12 protein-coding genes and 1 pseudogene are annotated in these 16,953 nt (G+C 67.4%); 8 read left to right on the forward strand and 5 right to left on the reverse strand.

The window, feature by feature from the left end; genetic code table 11:
* Positions 1-22 precede the first annotated feature (22 nt).
* Together CLM62_RS52150 and CLM62_RS34050 are read left to right on the forward strand one after the other, a co-directional pair.
* Positions 23-2,938, forward strand: coding sequence for a hypothetical protein (locus CLM62_RS52150; protein ID WP_257004247.1), 2,916 nt, complete (start codon positions 23-25; stop codon positions 2,936-2,938).
* A 126-nt stretch (positions 2,939-3,064) separates the two neighbouring features.
* Complete coding sequence (locus tag CLM62_RS34050) at positions 3,065-3,811, forward strand: immunity 49 family protein (protein WP_306457954.1); 747 nt, start codon at positions 3,065-3,067, stop codon at positions 3,809-3,811.
* A gap of 646 nt (positions 3,812-4,457) precedes the next feature.
* Here CLM62_RS34050 and CLM62_RS34055 read toward each other — a convergent pair.
* Positions 4,458-5,396, reverse strand: coding sequence for a LysR family transcriptional regulator (locus CLM62_RS34055; protein ID WP_095753745.1), 939 nt, complete (start codon positions 5,394-5,396; stop codon positions 4,458-4,460).
* Positions 5,397-5,477: 81 nt separating this feature from the next.
* Here CLM62_RS34055 and CLM62_RS34060 point away from each other — a divergent pair, with 81 nt between their 5' ends.
* The 4 genes from CLM62_RS34060 (at position 5,478) to CLM62_RS34075 (ending at position 9,411) form a co-directional block, all read left to right on the forward strand.
* Entirely contained in the window at positions 5,478-6,494 is a 1,017-nt protein-coding gene (locus CLM62_RS34060) for a DMT family transporter (RefSeq protein WP_095753746.1), read from the forward strand.
* A gap of 99 nt (positions 6,495-6,593) precedes the next feature.
* The gene (locus CLM62_RS34065; protein WP_095753747.1) at positions 6,594-7,193 is read left to right on the forward strand and encodes a TetR/AcrR family transcriptional regulator; all 600 of its coding nucleotides are present in this window, start codon (positions 6,594-6,596) and stop codon (positions 7,191-7,193) included.
* On the forward strand, positions 7,190-8,173 hold the full coding sequence (locus CLM62_RS34070; protein WP_095753748.1) for a GNAT family N-acetyltransferase: 984 nt from the start codon (positions 7,190-7,192) through the stop codon (positions 8,171-8,173). The genes CLM62_RS34065 and CLM62_RS34070 overlap by 4 nt, the downstream gene beginning before the upstream one ends.
* A complete protein-coding gene (locus CLM62_RS34075; protein WP_095753749.1) occupies positions 8,170-9,411 on the forward strand; it encodes an MFS transporter in 1,242 nt (413 codons plus the stop codon). The genes CLM62_RS34070 and CLM62_RS34075 overlap by 4 nt, the downstream gene beginning before the upstream one ends.
* A 1,041-nt stretch (positions 9,412-10,452) precedes the next feature.
* On the opposite strand, the gene CLM62_RS34080 is transcribed toward CLM62_RS34075, so the two are convergent.
* Both CLM62_RS34080 and CLM62_RS34085 read right to left on the reverse strand, forming a co-directional pair.
* Positions 10,453-11,721, reverse strand: coding sequence for an MFS transporter (locus tag CLM62_RS34080; protein WP_095753750.1), 1,269 nt, complete (start codon positions 11,719-11,721; stop codon positions 10,453-10,455).
* Between the two features lie 324 nt (positions 11,722-12,045).
* The gene (locus CLM62_RS34085; RefSeq protein ID WP_095753751.1) at positions 12,046-13,050 is read right to left on the reverse strand and encodes a LacI family DNA-binding transcriptional regulator; all 1,005 of its coding nucleotides are present in this window, start codon (positions 13,048-13,050) and stop codon (positions 12,046-12,048) included.
* A 301-nt stretch (positions 13,051-13,351) separates the two neighbouring features.
* On the opposite strand from CLM62_RS34085, the gene CLM62_RS34090 reads away from it, so the two are divergent.
* Positions 13,352-14,167 (forward strand): AraC family transcriptional regulator, encoded by an 816-nt coding sequence (locus CLM62_RS34090; protein ID WP_095753752.1) that lies wholly within the window; start codon positions 13,352-13,354, stop codon positions 14,165-14,167.
* A gap of 38 nt (positions 14,168-14,205) precedes the next feature.
* Positions 14,206-14,358 (forward strand): hypothetical protein, encoded by a 153-nt coding sequence (locus CLM62_RS34095; protein ID WP_218835646.1) that lies wholly within the window; start codon positions 14,206-14,208, stop codon positions 14,356-14,358.
* Positions 14,359-14,394: 36 nt separating this feature from the next.
* Here CLM62_RS34095 and istB read toward each other — a convergent pair whose 3' ends face one another.
* Positions 14,395-15,138, reverse strand: a complete 744-nt coding sequence (istB, locus tag CLM62_RS34100) for an IS21-like element helper ATPase IstB (RefSeq protein WP_095753753.1) — start codon at positions 15,136-15,138, stop codon at positions 14,395-14,397.
* Positions 15,135-16,733, reverse strand: a pseudogene (istA, locus tag CLM62_RS34105) (IS21 family transposase). Before istA ends, istB begins: the two are co-directional and overlap by 4 nt.
* Between the last annotated feature and the right edge of the window lie 220 nt (positions 16,734-16,953).

The raw sequence follows: 16,953 nt of genomic DNA on the forward strand, positions 1-16,953 counted from the left end.
GGACGAGCGGGGGCGGTTGAGCGTGATCAAGCCGGAGCAGATACCCCAGTTCACGGGGAACCTGCCGCAGCTGGAGATCGACTACGCGGACTTGAAGAAGGACGCGGGTCATGTCCGTAAGACCGGCGAGGATGTGCATTCGCAGTTCCAGGGGTTGTCGGCGTATTACACGGCTCCGGAGGCGGAGCAGCTCTTCGCGACGACGAAGCCGGTGAAGGAGCGGGCGGACGACTTCGCCACCGACCTGGAGACCGTCTCCGGTGCGTTGTCGTCGTATGCCACCGAGATCCGGCCGCTCGTCGACAAGCTGAAGGAGCTCAAGGCCAAGGCCGTGACGTTCGTCGATTCCGTGAAGGATGACGACGAGTGGGAGTACGACGGCGACAAGGTCGACGAGCACAATCAGATCCGGGATGACATCACCGCGACGGTGGCGGCGTTCTGGGCCGCGGAACGCACCTGCCACAACAAGATCACCGCTCTGTGGGGCGGGACGCAGATGGTGGCGGGGGATGGTTCGGAGCGTAAGGACCAGTACGGGTTCAACGCCGAGGACATGAAGAACGCGAAGCTTCCCTGGGGTGACCCGGTGGAGGAGAAGCACAAGTGGTACGAGGTCGGCCACTGGGTGAAGTCGTTCGTGTGGGACGGCCTGATCGTCGACGGCATCTGGGGCACCATCAAGGGTCTCGGCATGCTGGTGGGCTTCGGTGGCTGGGACGCCATGGGTCAGGCCTGGAAGGGCCTGGCGCAGTTGGCCACCGGTCTGACCCTGAGCATGATGCCGGGCGCGCAGGTGGCGTTCTGGGCTCTGCCGGACGACAAGCTCCCGGCCTGGATCCGTGATTCGCGTACGGCGATGAAGGAGACCGGCAAGGCGCTGGTGGCGTGGGATCAGTGGGGCAAGAACCCCGCCCGCGCGGCCGGAGCGGTCACCTTCAACGTCCTGACCACTGTGTTCACCGGTGGCGCGGGTGCCGGTGTGGCAGGTGCCGGTAAGGCGGGCGCGGTGGCGAAGGCCCTGTCCGTGGCCGGCAAGGCGGGCAGGGTCCTCGACCCGATGACCTACATCGCCAAGGGCGCGGGCGCCGGCCTGTCGAAGATCGGCGACATCGCCGCCAGCCTCAAGGGCGTCGGCAACATCGACATCCCGGCCCTCCCCGACAACGCGATCACCCTGCCCGAGGGCACCGTCCGGCTCCCCGACGGCACGGTGAACCTGCCCGAGGGCGCGGCGATCCCGGACGGGGCGACCCGTCTCCCGGACGGCAACATCAAGCTGCCCGACGACGCCCCGGTCCTGCCGGCGGGGGCGGAGCGGCTGAACACGCCCGAGGGCGAGCCGATGCTGTTCGTCGACCGCGAGGGCAACATCCTGGACGAGCGCGGCACCGTCCAGATGGATGCCAAGGCCTCCGGCCCCACGGACATCGTCGACCGGCCGTCGTCCGGCGACCCGGCTGCGGGCGCGGACGTGCCGCGGGTGGACTCTCCGGTCAGGGAACCGGCCCTGGTCGGCGCGGCCACCAACACCGCTGATCAGGCGGGCCAGCACATCCGCCTCGGCAACGGCGTGGACAACAACCTCGGCGACGTCGGCCGGGTCGGCGAGGACGTCCCCACCACCCCAGCGGTCCACGCAGGCGGCGACCTTCCCGGCGCCGGGCTGGGCGACAACCTCCCCGGCGGCACCGCCGGCAATCTCCCAGGCGGCGGAGTCGGCGACAACCTGCCGACCAACAGCCTCGACAATCACACCCCCGGCACCATCCCGGACAACCAGGTACCCGGCGCCGGAACAGCCGACCGTCTGCCCGGCAGCCCCACCAACGACCTCGGCACCGGTGGTACCGGTCCCGGCGGCCACGACCTGCCCGGCAGCAGCGCCACCGACGGACTGCCCGGTCGTGGCCCGGAAGTGCCCCCGGGCGGCGGCAGCCTGGACGACCTCGGTGGGGCCGGCGACGACGCGCTCGGTGATGCGGGCAGGCACAGCGATGACACGCCGACACCTGACCGCCCGTCGAGTCCTGAACGACCCCCCTTCATGCGGGACGGCGACAACCCGTACGGTCCGCCGGGTTCGCTTACCCCGGAGCAGATCAAGGAAATACAGGTTTACCGCGCAAATCACGAGCCGGGATACTTCAAGGACCACTACTACGCCGACGGTCGTCGACTCGACACAACGGTTACGGACGAAAGCGGACTCGTGCCGGTCCAACTGGACGTGGATCCCGCCACGAAGGTCAAGTCCGCGGCGTCCGATGCACCGCCCCCCATCCCCGCAAAGTACGTTGACGGGGCCGAATTGAGCCGAGGCCGGCACGAAGTGCTGAGCCCGGAGACACTCCAGAAGTTGGACGAGGCGGCAGCCCACCGGAGGAGCTCAATTGACTATTCCATGAGCGCCGACCGACACCGGGGGGCTCTCGAAGGCATGGACGACTCGGACTCGGCGTTGCACGATGCCGGAAACGAGTACAAGGCCGCGATGAATGAACGCACGAAGGCGGCTGAGTCGTACGGTGAGGCGATCGCGGAACATCAGTTCATTCCCGAGCATTATCCGAACTCCACCAAGGAGACGCTGTACGGGCCGGCCAACGGCAACGACCAATTCGATCAGGTGTGGCGCCGCGAAGACGGCGGTTTCGTCGTCATCGAGGCCAAGTCGAATGTCAGCACCAAGATGGGCAAAAGGGACATCCCCTTCCTCGATGGCAAGAGAAGCGCCATGCAAGGCTCAAGGGAGTACTTCATGGATATCCTCAAGCAAATGGAAAACAGGGGTCGAAAGCATCCCACTGAGCCCCGGCTGGCAGCCGAGCTGAAGATTGCTCTCGCCGAAGGCAAGGTGGACTACGTTCTCATAAAGGGGAAGGCCGACGGAGGTCGGTACGCTGGCTACGAGAAGCACCAGTTCAACATTGGCTGACGGGAGAGTTCTGTGACGGTGAGGGTAGCTCGGCATGGTAGCCCCGGGCCTGATGACGAGGGATACGCGCAAACCCTGGGCGAGGGACTCACGCGAACGATTGCCGTCCTGGAGCGCTCGCCACTCATGTTCGACGGGGCGATGGGAGGAGCAGACACCTACCTTCGCGCCTGCCTGGCAGTCAACCCCAACGCATCACGCCTCCGCACCTGGGAAGCCACTGTGACCGCGATGCAGGTGAGTTCCGCGGCGTTCGCGGCTGCCGTTCAGAGGGAGGGCACTGTTGAGTGCCGCATTGCGGATCAGATGCGGATCATCCCGGCGACAGGCCCGCAATATTACGCCAATGCAGGAAACTGGCTCACCGCGTTCTGGTTTTCGATCGTGTGCCGCGAACAGACTCGAATGACACAGCTGTGCGAAATTCCGCTCGACCTTCTGCGCTCTTCAGGGGTGGAATACGACGAGTATGTGTACCACTGGATCGACGCCCTGCAATCATACTGGTTGGAGCGTCCAGGACTAGGCGAGAAACTCGTCACCGCGATCCAGATGTCCTCACCGGACGCAGTGCAGTTTGCCGATCGAGAAGTCTTGGACAAGATTCTGTACCAGCCGATCAACCTCTTCCACCAATTCCTGCGCAAAGACCACGACGGTTTCAACCAGGCCCTCACCGAAGCTCTGGAACTCCACAAGTCGTTCTGGACTGCATCCGAGGCACGCGAAGAAACCGTCGAGGGCTACCTCGCGCTCGGTCCCCTTGCCATCGCCTGCCTCGCCTATGACGCCGGCTTCCCGATCGACGTCGAATCCGACTACATCCCCAGCCAGTTGCTGAACCGCGCCTGGATCGGCGAATTCCCCACCTGAGCCGCCCTCGAGGGGACCACGCCCCAGCAATTGGCAGAAGCGTTCCACCCTCCAACCGGAAAAGCCCAGGACAGAAGACTCACCGGTGGAACAAATCCTCCAATTGCTTCGTGATACCTACCGCGCGAGGCTGACGTGACAGACGGGCGCCATCCCCGACTCGCCAGCTCCCCTGCCGCACCGCCCACCGACCGCAAGCCGCCAAACCGGGTCTTCGAACTTGAGCGGGGTCTGGTCTCGGGTGGCCTGCCGCACCGTCACTGACGGTCAGAAGAAGGGGAGTTGGGCCCTGGATGCAGGAAGCCCGTGGTCGTAAGTGATCATGACTGTTCTCTACGCAGCTTGATCACCTGGATACACGGGCTTGGACAACAATACGACGTTGCTGCTCGACCTGGACGGCCTGGTCGTGGCCAAGGTCGAGCGGCTCACGGACGGCACCCGGCGCACGATCTCATCGATCAGGGAACCTGAGCGGGTGGAGCCGTCATCGGTGACTACGCTGAGCACAGGCGTGCCTTCCCGACCGCGCTGCGAACGCGGGCCTACTCGGAGACCTTCAGAGGATCATTCGGGAAGGTACGCCCTTGGCGTTCGATCCGAGGCTGATCCACAGGTTCCGAGCATTGCTCCTCAGTGTCCGCATTCAGGCACCGTGGTCGTCGGTGCCTGGCTGGACCTCGTCGTCCCGGGTCTGGATTACTGTGGCGGCGCGGTGCAGCTCGGCGAGAACCGTGCGGACGGCATTGCGTGCGATGCGTTCGGGACGGTGCAGTACGTCGATGTGGCGGTGGGTGTGTACACCGCTGAGCGGTTTCAGGACGACCGCGGGGTGGGGACGCGCGGTCCAACGCGGCATGAGTGCCAGGCCGCCGCCGGCTGCCACGACCTCGGCGACCACGGAGAATTCGTTGACGCGGTGGACGATGTCTGGCCGCCGGTTCGCGGCAGTGGCGATGGCCTCGATGGTGGCAAGCAGCGGGAACCCGTCGTGCACGGTGATCCAAGGCTGATCGGCCACGTCCTGCGGGGACAGCCGTCGCCGCGCGGCCAACGGGTGGTCGATGGGTACCGCGATGTCGAGCGGTTCGCGCAGCAGCGTGGTGGCGGTCACGGTGCGCGGCCATGCCGGAGCGTGGTCGAGCCGGTGGGCGAGCACGAGGTCGTAGTCGCGGGTGAGGCGGGGGAATTGATTCTGGGCGACATCCTCGTCGGCGAGCGCCAGGCGGGGGCGGCCCGGGCCGGTGAGGCCGCGCAGCAGAAGAGGGAAGAACGTGGCCGCTCCACTGTGGAAGGCGGCCACCGAGACGACGCCGTCGGGCTGTTCGACGTAGTCAGTGACGGCGTTCCGTGCTCGTGCCAGGGCGGTCTCCACCTCGATCGCAGCGTCGGCCAGTGCCTGCCCGGCCTCGGTGAGCACCACCCGGCGTCCCGCGCGCTCGGTCAGCGGCACGGGGATCGAGCGTTGCAGCAGCCGCAGTTGCTGCGAGACCGCCGAGGGCGTCACCAGCAGAGCTTCGGCGACCGCGGTGACGCTGCCGAGCTCTCTCAGTTCCCGCAGGATCCGCAGTTGTCGTGCATCCACCTCAATAGTGTAGGGCTGCTACAGCGTAGTTTCAGAGGTTGGCACTGGGCTTCAGTTTCCTGGTCGGGCAGCGTGTGGCGCATGCGTGATGCCCGCCGTACCGACCTGGTACTTCTCCTTGTTGCGATCGTCTGGGGTTCCAGCTACTTGTCGGCGAAGACGGCCACCGCCGCTCTGCCGGTCCTCGTGGTGCTGTTCGCCCGGTATGCCATCTCGGCGATCGCCTGCCTCGCTCTGGTTGCCTCACGTGGGGCGTCCCGCCGCTGGACCCCCCACGAGCTCCGCGTCGGGGCGCTGCTGGGCGTCACGCAGGCGGCGGTCCTGGTGCTGGAGACCTACGGGGTGGCACATACCAGCGCCGCCAATGCGGGCCTGGTCATCAGCCTGACCATCGTGCTGACGCCGCTGCTGGACCGCACGGGTGGCGGCGGCAGGCTGCCGCTGACGTTCTTCGCGGCTGCCGGTCTGTGCGTCCTGGCCGTGGGGTTCCTTCTGTCCGGCACCGGACTTCACACCGTGCGGACCGGCGACCTGCTGATGCTCGCCGCCGCAGCGGTACGAGCCGGACATGTCGCACTCGTCGGACGGCTCTCCGTGGGCCGCACCCTGCGCCCACTGCACCTGACGGCCGTCCAGACCCTCGTCGGCTCCGTGCTTTTTCTGGCACCCGCCACGGCCGACCTGGGGACGCTGGCGCACAGCACTGCCAGCACTTGGGCTCAGCTCGCCTATCTGGCCCTGTTCTGCAGCCTCTTCGCCTTCCTGGCGCAGACATGGGCGGTGCAGCGGACGTCAGCCAGCCGGGCCAGCCTCCTGTTGGGCACCGAACCGATCTGGGCGGCCGTGGTGGGAATCGGCCTCGGCGGCGAAAGGCTCACCGGCCTGTCTGCCCTCGGCGCAACGCTCATGGTCGCCGGAACCTATTGGGGTCAGGCCATCGAGCGTGCCCACCGCACCGGCCCGGAGCGGGACACCGCGGTCCTCATGACTGCCGACCCACCCCACGACGCCCACCACAGCGGCGCCGCGGCAGAGCCCGTCCATTCACAGAATGGACCACCGGTTGCGCCCCCGGTACACACACCGACGAGGACGTGACCACGGTTCCCGCCCGTCAGGCAAAAGCCGCCGGGGAAGACCCGCCCGTGGTAACGTATCAGTCGTTACGCAACGACTGTTATGTAAAAAGGAGGGCGGATGCCGAGACAGGTGGACCACGAAGAGCGCCGGGAGGCGATCTCCCAAGCTGTATGGCGTGTCGTCTCGGACAGCGGGCTGGAGGGCCTGACCCTGCGCGCGGTCGCCGCCGCAGCGGGCTGCACCACGGGAATGGTCACGCACTACTTCGCGGACAAGAAAGCGCTCCTGGCCCATGCCCGCACCGAGATGCACCGTCGGATGGCGGCGCGCATCGACACCCTTCCCGTCGGCGAGAACGCCCGCGACACGCTGTACGCCGTGGCCGAGCAGGCCCTGCCCCTGGACGCCGAGCGGCATCTGGAGGCCGCCGTCTGGTCGCAGTTCCTCCTCAGCACCCGAAACGACCCCGCACTGCTCGCCGAGCACATCCGCAGTCACGCCTCCTGGATCAGCCGCCTGACTGGTCTGGTGCAGGCCGCCTGCCTCGACCGCCGGGAACCAGCCGACCTCCCAATCCGGGTGCGCAGCCTCGTCACCTGTCTGGACGGGCTCGCGCTGAACGCCGTGACCGACCCGGACGCCTATCCGCCCGACCTCCAGCGGCGCGTCCTGGAAACCCAGCTCGACCTGATCCTCGAAGGAAACCAAAGCCTGTGACCTCGCCAGACCCCATCATCACCGCCGTGACGGCCGACGACCCGAGGATCGAGCAGCTGGTACGCCAACTCGATGCCGATCTCACGGCGCGTTACCCGGACGAGCCCTGCACCGGCGGCGCCCACATCAACCCCGGGATCCGCTTCCTGCTCGCCGAAGCCGACGGCCGGCCAGTCGGCTGCTGCGCCGTGCAGCCCTTCCCGTTCCCGGACGGCGCCGCCGAGCTCAAGCGCATGTACGTCACGCCAGAGGCGCGCGGCCGGGGCATAGCCGCTCACCTCCTGGCCGAGGCCGAGCGCACCGCCACCGCCCTCGGCCACACCGAAATACGCCTGGAGACGGCCGTCCACCAGCCCGAGGCCATCGCGCTGTACACCCGCGCCGGCTACACCCTCATCCCCAACTACCCGCCCTACCAGCACAAGACGCTCAGCCGCTGCTACGCCAAGCCTCTGCCGCTGCCCGAAGCGGGGCCGGAGGACCGGGAGGAGATCACGGCCTTCCTCGCGGGCCAGGGGCTCTCGCCCCAGGACGTCCTGGCGCCCGGCACTCGTTACTGGCTCACCAGGGATGCCGCGGGGCCGGCCACGACCGTGGGCCTGGAGCGGCAGGGTCACTGCGTGCTGCTGCGCAGCGTCGCGGTCCGCCCCGATCTTCGGGGGTGCGGAGCCGCGCGGCGGCTGGTGCAGCGCATTCTCACGGAAGCGGCCGCACAGGGCGGGCATACGTCGTACTTGTTCTCCACGGGCGCCGGACCGGTGTGGGAACGGCTGGGCTTTCGGCCGGTGCCGGTTGCCGAGGCCGCCGAAGCCCTGTCCGATGCGCCACAGGTCCGTCAGTACCGGGCGACCGGAAGTTTGACCGACGAAGCCGCATGGCGCCATGACCTCGTCGATGTCGCCACGGGCAACCTGCCGCCCACGAGTGCTGACTACTCCGCCGCCGATGCCCCGCACACTGCTGCGGCCACCGGTAGATGAGACAGGCCGCTTCCGCGCTGCCGCGCCCTTTCTGGTGGTTGTGGGCGAGCATTCTGATCGGCCGCCTCGGCTCCTTCGTCGCCCCTTTCCTGGTCCTGTATCTGACGGCGGAACACGGCTACTCAGCGAGCTTCGCCGGACTGGTCGCGGCGCTCTTCGGAGCGGGCGGCGCGGCTGCTTCTGTGGTGGGCGGCATGCTGGCCGACCAAGTGGGGCGGCGGACCACCCTGCTGGTCGCGCAGGTGACGGCGGCCGGGCTGACCGCAGCCCTGGGTTTCGCTGACCAGCCCCTGCTGATCGCTGCACTCGCGTGCGCGGCCGGCGCGGCGAGCGGCGCCTCCCGCCCGGTGGTGCAGACGGTCCTGGCGGACCTGGTTCCTCTAGCAGACCGGATGCGGGCGTTCTCTCTGTATTACTGGGCCGTCAACATCGGCTTCGGCGTCGCCGCGGCAAGCGCCGGATTCATCTCCTCCCACGGATACCGGTGGCTGTTCCTCATCGAGGCGGCAGCGACGCTGCTCTCCGCGCTCGTGATCGCCGTCAGACTTCCGGAGACCATGACCAACCCGGCGGACATCGAAAGGGAAAGGGGCGATGAGAAGAGCGCCGGTTTTCGGACGGTGCTGCGGGACAGGCCGTTCCTGGCAGCCGTGGGCCTGTCCTTCCTCCTGATCGTGGTGTTCCAGCAGGCGGCTGCCGGACTGCCGGTGGCCATGGACCGCGACGGCCTCACCCCGGCCCAGTACGGGCTGGTGATCAGTCTGAACGGCATCCTCATCGTCGCCCTGCAACTGCCGCTCGGCCGCAGACTCGGAGGCTCGAACCCGGGCCGCCTGCTCGTCCTGGCCTCGCTGCTGTGCGGAGGCGGCTTCGGCCTCAACGCCCTCGCCGGAGGCGCGGCCGTGTACGGGATCGCTGTCGTGGTGTGGACCCTGGGAGAGATCGTGCACTCGCCGGTGAACATGGGCCTGATCGCACGGTTCTCGACAAGCACCGCCCGAGGCCGCTACCAGGGCATCCACGCGCTGTCCTGGGCCACAGCCACCATGGCCGCGCCCCTGTGCGCTGGCATCGTCATCGACCGCTTCGGCCCCGACACCCTGTGGGCCGCCTGCACGGCTCTCGGAGTCTGCGCCGCCGTCGGCTACTGGGCCCTGCTGCTGCGAAAGCCAGACCGTCACCGGCACACACCGCACCCCACCATCGCGACCGTGCGGCCCCGGCGTGCCCCGCGGTGATCCGGCGTCGATGCCAGCCGAGCAAATGAGCCGGGTCGAACACTGACTGTTGCGTCAGCAGAGCCACGAATTCGTCTCGGCTTCGTGCCGCGCAGATCCTGCAGCATGGGTTCAGAGTCGCGGGCGGCTCTCGATGTGTGCGGGTCGAGGTCTGCGGTGATCAACTCGGGCTGGTCCGGGCCGGCTTCGGCGAGGCGCCCGTCCGTCCGGACGCCGAACAGCGCTGGCCCCGCACGTGTTCCAGCCCCCGGTGGTGCCGATGTGATTGGCCGGCACCGTATAGCAGTGCTGGCCAGGGCCCGTGCCGGAAACCACGTGCGCGTCTCGTGGTAGCCGTTGCCGACGCTGTACTTGGACGGAGGCGGCAGGAGCGTTACACGGTGCGGCAGCTGCTCCCCTGTTCGCGCCCTACTTCCACCGCGCGCCGACCACACACGGTCGCGTTCAGCGCCCGCCCGGTGCCATCAGGTCAATCCAGATCCGCGATACCAGACCCGGCCGCCGTCCAGGCCCAGCTCCCCGGCAGGCTGTACGCCGCCCTGTACGCCTGCAGCGAGCGGGGCCGAGTTCGCCACGGTCTCGACGACGGCCGAACATTCAGCCGCCGCCGACACACGGCCTGCCGCGGCACGTGCCGGACGTCACGTGGAACGCGCTGCCGCTGATGTCCCTCCTCGGTCCCCAGTCCAGGGCTACGCAGGGCAGCGCACATGGGTGAAACAGAAGCGCCACGGCTCGGCGACGAACCGCGTGCCCGCTGCGCTGAGGCGCTCGGCGAGCGCATGGAAGTCGGAGATGGCCTGGATGAGGCCGAAGGGGGGACTGGTACTTGGTGTCCGTCGACCGGATTGCGCGTCTGCGGCCGTCTGGCATGCGGCGCCAGCTGCGTCACGAGTGGGCAGCCGCGGAGGTTCCAGTCGATCCAGCTTGTCGGAACTGCGACCCCCACACCATCGCTGGAACCGGACCGTCCAAGGGCCGTCGATACGGCACGCCACCGTACGCGACCGCCCGCCGGCTGCCCTCCTTGGGCGTCGGGGATCAGGCTTCTGACCACGCCTTTTCGGGTGCCGGCACAGGCAGCGTGCCGGTGCGCTCCGGAGCGCGGCGAAGGATCAGTGCGAGGGCTGCGCTGATGGTGTAGCAGCCGACGATGACGGTGTAGGGCAGGCGCGGATCCTGGTCGTAGAGCACGGCCGCAACGTAGCCGGAGGGGATCGCGACCAGAGCCGTCACGCTCTGGACTGCCGAGAACAGTGCAGCCCGGTCCCGGTCGTGAAGCTCGTTGACGAGGAGTGCGTCCCGGTAGGACTCCAGCAGGAAGAGTCCGGCACCTGTGAGAGCGGTGCTGGTGAGGAGCAGGAGAAGGCCGTGTGCCGGGATTGCGAGGAACATCGCCCAGCCCAGGCCGCTCATGGCCAGGGTGATCAAGGTGATGGTCACGACGTGCTTGCCGTGAAGTCGGGGCATGACGACGAGATAGCAAACCAGTGCGAGGGCTGCGGTCAGGGCGGGCAGGTAGGAGATGGTCGCGGTGCTGAACTTGAGGACGTTGTTGAGATAGATCACCTGGAACAGGTTGATCTGTACTGCCAGGTTGGTGAGGACGTAGATGCCGACGATCGGCCACATGCGAGGGCTGCGGCATGAGGTCCCGAGGAGGCGGAAGCTTTCGATGACGCTTCTGGTGAGCCCGATCGACTGGTGGCGTCGCATGGCGGCGCGTCCGGCTGCTGTCTCTGTGGTCATCTGATGGCGCCAGACGAAGTGGACGAGCATGGTGACGCCGCCCAGGAGGTAGACGACGCGGAGCGTGGGAACGGTGCCGTAGTGGGCCATGAGGCCGCCGACGATCGGTGTGAGCAGGCCGGCGGCCATGATGATCAGCTTGATCGCTGCGAAGACGCGGGCTCGTTGTTCCTTGGGAGTTTCCTCGGAGGCCAGAAGACTGAACGACACGTTGACGATTTTCGACGTGGCGCTGAGCAGGTAGGCGATCAGGAAGAGCCAGAAGTTATGACTGAACGCCCATATGAACATGGGTAGGACCCAGGAGGTCAGGTCGAAGATCAGGGTGGTCCATCTTCGCCCGAACCTGTCGGTCACGGCTCCTGCGACGAGCTGGAAGACGAAGGCAGCGTAGAGGTTGGCCGACATGATGATGCCGATCGAGATATTGCTCAGCCCCACGCTCTTCATGTAGAGCGTGGCGTAGTAGAGCACGATCGTTCCCGTGACGGCCCACATCGGCTCCAGGAGAACGCAGTATCGGGCATTGACGGGGAGGTCACGCATCGGGGTGAACTTCACGGCGTGCGGTATCCGTTCATGGTTGGTGCGGCGGATGAGGGCGGGTGGTGCCGGACTGTGTTTCTGCCGCGGTGCCTGCCACTGCCGTGATGGGCCTGCTGGCTCAGCCGTCGGTTCGTCGGCAAGCCGCGCCGGCGGAAGGCTTGTCAGGGCCGTGCAGCTGCGGTGGAGTGACGGCCTGGGTACGCGCGCGCAGGCAGGCGGGAGCGCATGGCGCCGACCTGGCGGAGTGGGTGTGACCTGGCTGAAGGGTCGCCGCCGGGGGCCGGGGGGCGCTGCGGGCTGCTTCACGAGAGCAGGGACGCCTTTTGGCGGCCCCTGTGGTCATGCGGCCGGAGGAGCGGAGCTCTCCCGGACGACTACTTCGGGGCTGAGAAGGCAAAGGTCGGGCGGTACACGCCGTTTGTGGCTGATGCCCTGCAGCAGCATCTGCACGGCCTCGCGGGCCATGCGCCGCTGGGGTAGGGCGACAGTGGTCAACGGTGGATGAGCGTGGACCGCCTGGGGGATGTCGTCGATACCGACGACCGAGATGTCGCCGGGCACCCGCATCCCATGGTGTTGCACTGCCGCCATGACGCCGAGCGCGATGGCGTCGGTGGAAGCGAACACGCAGGTCGGCCTGTCCGGAGCCGCCAGGGCTCGTACTGCGGCGGCGTAGCCGGACTCGGTCGTCGCCTCCTGGACGGGGAAGACCACCTCCCCCGGGAGGGTGATCCCCGCCTCGGCGAAGGCCCGGCGCAGACCTGCAACGCGTACGTGGTGCCTCGAAACGTCGGCGATGACCACTGGTCGGCGGTGGCCGAGCTTCGTCAGATGGCGGCCGGCCAGATACCCGGCCTTTTCGTAGTCGATGGTGACGACTGGAAGCGTGCTCGGCGGATCGGTCTCCCACGCACACAGAGCGACAGGCACGCCCAGCTGTTCCAACGGCGGCAGGTGTTCGTTCAGGTCGCAGTCACCGGCTACGAGCAACGCGTCCACCGACCGGCTGGACAAGGTGGTCAGGTGGCGCCTTGCGCGGTCATTGTCCCCACGGGTGGTGGCGAGTAGCAGGTGGTAGCCGTGCTCCTGGAGGACGGTCTCCACCTCCTCCACTACCGAGGAGTAGAACGGGTTGGCAATCGTGGGCACGATGAAGCCGATGGTCATGGTGGTGCCGGTGGCCAGCCCCCGGGCGACGAGATTCGGCCGGTAGCCCAGCTCGGCGATCGCCGCCTCCACCTTGGCCCTGGTCTGCGCACTGACGACGGAGCGCCCACGGACCACGTTGGAGACCGTCGCTTTGGTGACGCCGGCGCGTCGGGCGACATCGTCCATCGTGACCATCTGCGGAGCTCCTTATTTAACCGGTAAAATCGATGATACGTGGACGCTAAGCGAGCCACGAACGGATCGTCAAGTAGGTTCAGGCAGCGCTTTGCTGCCTCGCCGACTTGCCGGGATAACCCGAAATGTTCCACCCTGAAGCACTCAAGCCCCCTACATGCCGATGCCAGCAGGGGCCGATATTTAACCGGTCAAAGCGTGCAAGCGTCGGGTGGCCACCGCGTGAGCCGTTTTTGACGGCTGCGGACCTGGTCGGCTACCCCTGTCCGGCCACGTTCGCGTCCTGTCGTAGCCTCTGTGCATGCAGGTCATGGAGGGGGGCGGAGGTCAGCTGGCGGTAGTGCGTCCCCCGTCGGGCGGGTTCCCGCGGCACAGCCACGACGAGTACGTGATCAGCGTCAACCTCTGCGGGTTGGAGCGGGTCCGGCTGGATCGCACCTCGTTCGACGTGGGCCTGGACGAGTTCACCGTTTACAACCCCGGCCAGGTCCAGTCGTGCACCACCCAGGTCCCGCCCGAGACGTCCTTCGCGGCTGTGAGCTGGTACGTCCCGGCAACGGCCGTGGAATCGCTGACCGGCGATGCCGCAGTCGACTTCGAGCGGCCCGTCGTCCGTTCTCCGCACCTCCGCGCCGAGTTTCTCGCTGCCGCCGGGGCATTCCGCAAGCTAGCACCGGAGGGACACCCTTCGCCCGCCGAATCTGCTGCTCTGGTTCAGGAGCGGATGGTGCTGGTGCTGTCGCGGCTGCTCGAGCTGGCCGCAGGACGGCGCGCTCGTGCTCCAGAGCCCGCTGACGCCCGGATCGCCGCGGTGCTTGACCGGCTCCGCACGGACCTGTCCGGCACGCCCCGGTTGGCCGAGCTGGCCGACGAGGCAGGCATGTCCCGGGAGCATCTGATCCGGACGTTCACCCGCGCCACCGGCGCCCCGCCCTACGCCTGGCACTTGTCGGCCCGGCTGGCCGAGGCGCGGTGTCGGCTGCGTAGGGGTGAGCCCGTCGCCGAGGTCGCGCACGGGCTCGGCTTCGCCGACCAGGCGCATTTCCACCGCCACTTCGCCGCGGCCTACGCCATCACGCCAGGCCGCTACCGTCGGCTGTCCCGGATCAACATCTGACAAGACCAGACGGCCCGACCGCTCGCACAGTGGCTGCCATGTTCGAGATCTTCATGGTGGCTATGTGGTTGGGGCTGGTGTTCAACGCGGCACCAGGCGCGGTGTTCAGCGAGTCCCTGCGACGCGGGATACGGGGTGGGTTCCGCCCGGCCTTCGCGGTTGTGAACGATCACGTAATTTCCCGGGGCTGAGTTCACGTAATTCCCCGGCCCCGGAGGTAGCGGCGGTTACTTGATCTGGGAGTTGTCCGGCTTGTCGGAGCGGTTCTTGGGGCGTTTGTTTGGCCGGTAGCTGGGGCCGTTCATGATGACCTGGTGGCTGGTGTTGATGAGCCGGTCGAGGAGGGACTCGGCGACGACGGGGTTGGGAAAGAGGGGATACCAGTCGCTGGGCGCCCGGTTGCTGGTGATGATCAGGGACCGTCCCTGCCGCTCGGAGACGAGTTCGTAGAGGTCATCGGCCTGGGTCGCGTTGAGCTGGCGCATCGCGAAGTCGTCGAGGATGAGGACGTCGGGACGTACCAGTTCGCGGATGCGCTTCTCCCAGGTGCGGTCCGCGTGGCCGCCGGCGAGGTCCGCCAGGATGCGGCTGGTCTTGGCGAAACGGACGTGGGCGCCCTGGCGGACGGCGAGGTGGCCAAGGGCCTGGGCGATGTGGGTCTTGCCGACGCCGACCGGCCCGAACAGGATGACGGACTCTCCGGCGTGCAGCCAGCGCAGTGCTCCCAGGTCGCGGATCTGGGCCGCGGGCAGTTTCGAGGAGGCGGTGAAGTCGAACTCCTCCAGGGTGACCTGCTGCTCGAACTTCGCCGGTTGCAAACGCCGTTGGAAGGCGACGGTCTCGCGGCGGGTGACCAGGTGGCCGAGCTCGCCGCCGTGGGCCTGGGCCAGGCGGGCGTCGAGGGTCTCCAGCATGCCGGACAGCCGGAGGGCTTTGAGTGACTCGCGCAGGGCGCTATCCATCACGGTCATCGGGCTTCCACCTCGGCTTCGTCGTGCACCTGGTCGTCGTGGGCGTCGCCCGTAGTGTCGGGGGTCGTGACGGTCGGGGCGAAGAGCTGGGTCGGCCCGTGGAGGAAGGCCGCGGCCCCGGCGTCTCCGCTGGTCTCGGGCTCGGGGTCGGTCTCGGTGCCGGCGATCAGGATGCCTTTGACGGTGCGGTAGGACGGGTCGCCGACCGCGATGGCTCTGGCGCAGGCGGCTTCCAGCCGCGTCTCGCCGTACTTCTTCCGCAGGCCGAGAACCCCCTGGGCGGCGCGGAGCCGGTAAAGGGCGTTGACTTCGAGGAGCTGGTCGATGACCTCGCGGCAGGCGTCTCCGATCTCGATGCCTGGCTGCGGCACCAGACCGGGGTGCGCATCTGGAAGGCGATCTTCTCGGGCGGGTAGTCGTGGCGGTCGGTGCGTTTGCCCTGCTCAAGTGCCGCGTGGGTCTTGACGAGTTCGCCGTCGTGGAAGATCTGCACCATGGTGGCGGTCGAGCGGACGTCGACCTTGCGGCCGATCAGCTTCCAGGGCACCGAGTAGAGGGTGCGGCCCACCTTGATGTGGATGTCCGGGCCGACCGTGGCCGTTGACCAGCGGGTGAGCACGAACGGGGTGGGCGGCAGAGGCAGCAGTTCGGCGGCCTCCAGCGCCTCGAACACCGCCAACGGGGCGGCCCCGTCCAGTGGACGGCATTGCCTGCGTCCTGCGACCTGCTGGCTCCAGGTCACCGCCTCGGCCTGCATGTGCTCGACGGAGGTGAACTCCCGTCCCCGCCAGAACGAGTCGCGGACATAGGGCATGGGCCGCTCCACCCGCGGTTTGTCTTTCGGTTTCGATGCCCGGGCAGGATCCACCAAGGCGCCGTAGTGGGTGGCGAGTTCGGCATACGCCTTGTTGATTTTCGGGTCGTAGAGGTCGGGCTTGTCGACGCCGGTCTTGAGGTTGTCCGGTACCAGCCGGCGTGGGACACCGCCGAAGTAGCGGAAGGCCGCGACGTGTGCTTCCGTCCATGCCTGTTGGTCCAGGTGCAGCACCGGGCGCACGAACATGTGCCGCGAGCAGGGCAGAACCATTCGAATGCCCAGACCCGGTGCCGCCGGCCCGTGCGCGGTTGATCCACTGTCCGAGGAAGCCGTAGTCGATCTGGGCTTCCGAACCGGGCTCGACCTCGTCGCGCAGGACGGTGACCTGCGACTTCGCCACCTCGTCCGGCAGCGTGGCGTGCACCCAGCGGCGGAAGGAGGAGATTGACACCTGGAGCTTGTGCTCGTCGCGGAGTCGCTGATGGATGGTGGAGACGGTCACCGTCCCCAGCAGGCTCTTGATGTAGTCGCGGTGTTTGTCGATCTCTGGCCAGGTCACCTGCCGGAGCCGTCTGTCGGCCAGCCCCGGGAACCACTCCTTGATCAGTTTCGACCAGTCGGCCTCGCTCATCGGCGGCCCGCCCGGGGTGATCCCGGACGCCTCCGCCGGGGCCAGGTACTTCCTGACCGTCTTGCGGTCCACTCCCAGCGACGCGGCCAGCGCGCTCTTCGAGCGGCCTGCGTACCAGTGGATGTAAATCTCGGTGATGTCGACCACGACGAACGTTCTCCTCGCCATCCGGGCTGCCCATCGGCCTTCCGAACCACGGGACGAGGAACATGAGCAGCTTCGCGACGACCAGGTCCCTCGATCCCGGCCTCCGCGCTACCCATGACCAATCCGGAGGATTCTGACTAGAGATCATATAGCACTCAAACCACCCGAGATGGGGAAACCTTGATCGTCGACAGTGCTGGACGATCACATGATTCGCCTG

It is taken from the genome of Streptomyces sp. SA15 (assembly GCF_002291145.1).
Lineage (GTDB): Bacteria > Actinomycetota > Actinomycetes > Streptomycetales > Streptomycetaceae > Streptomyces.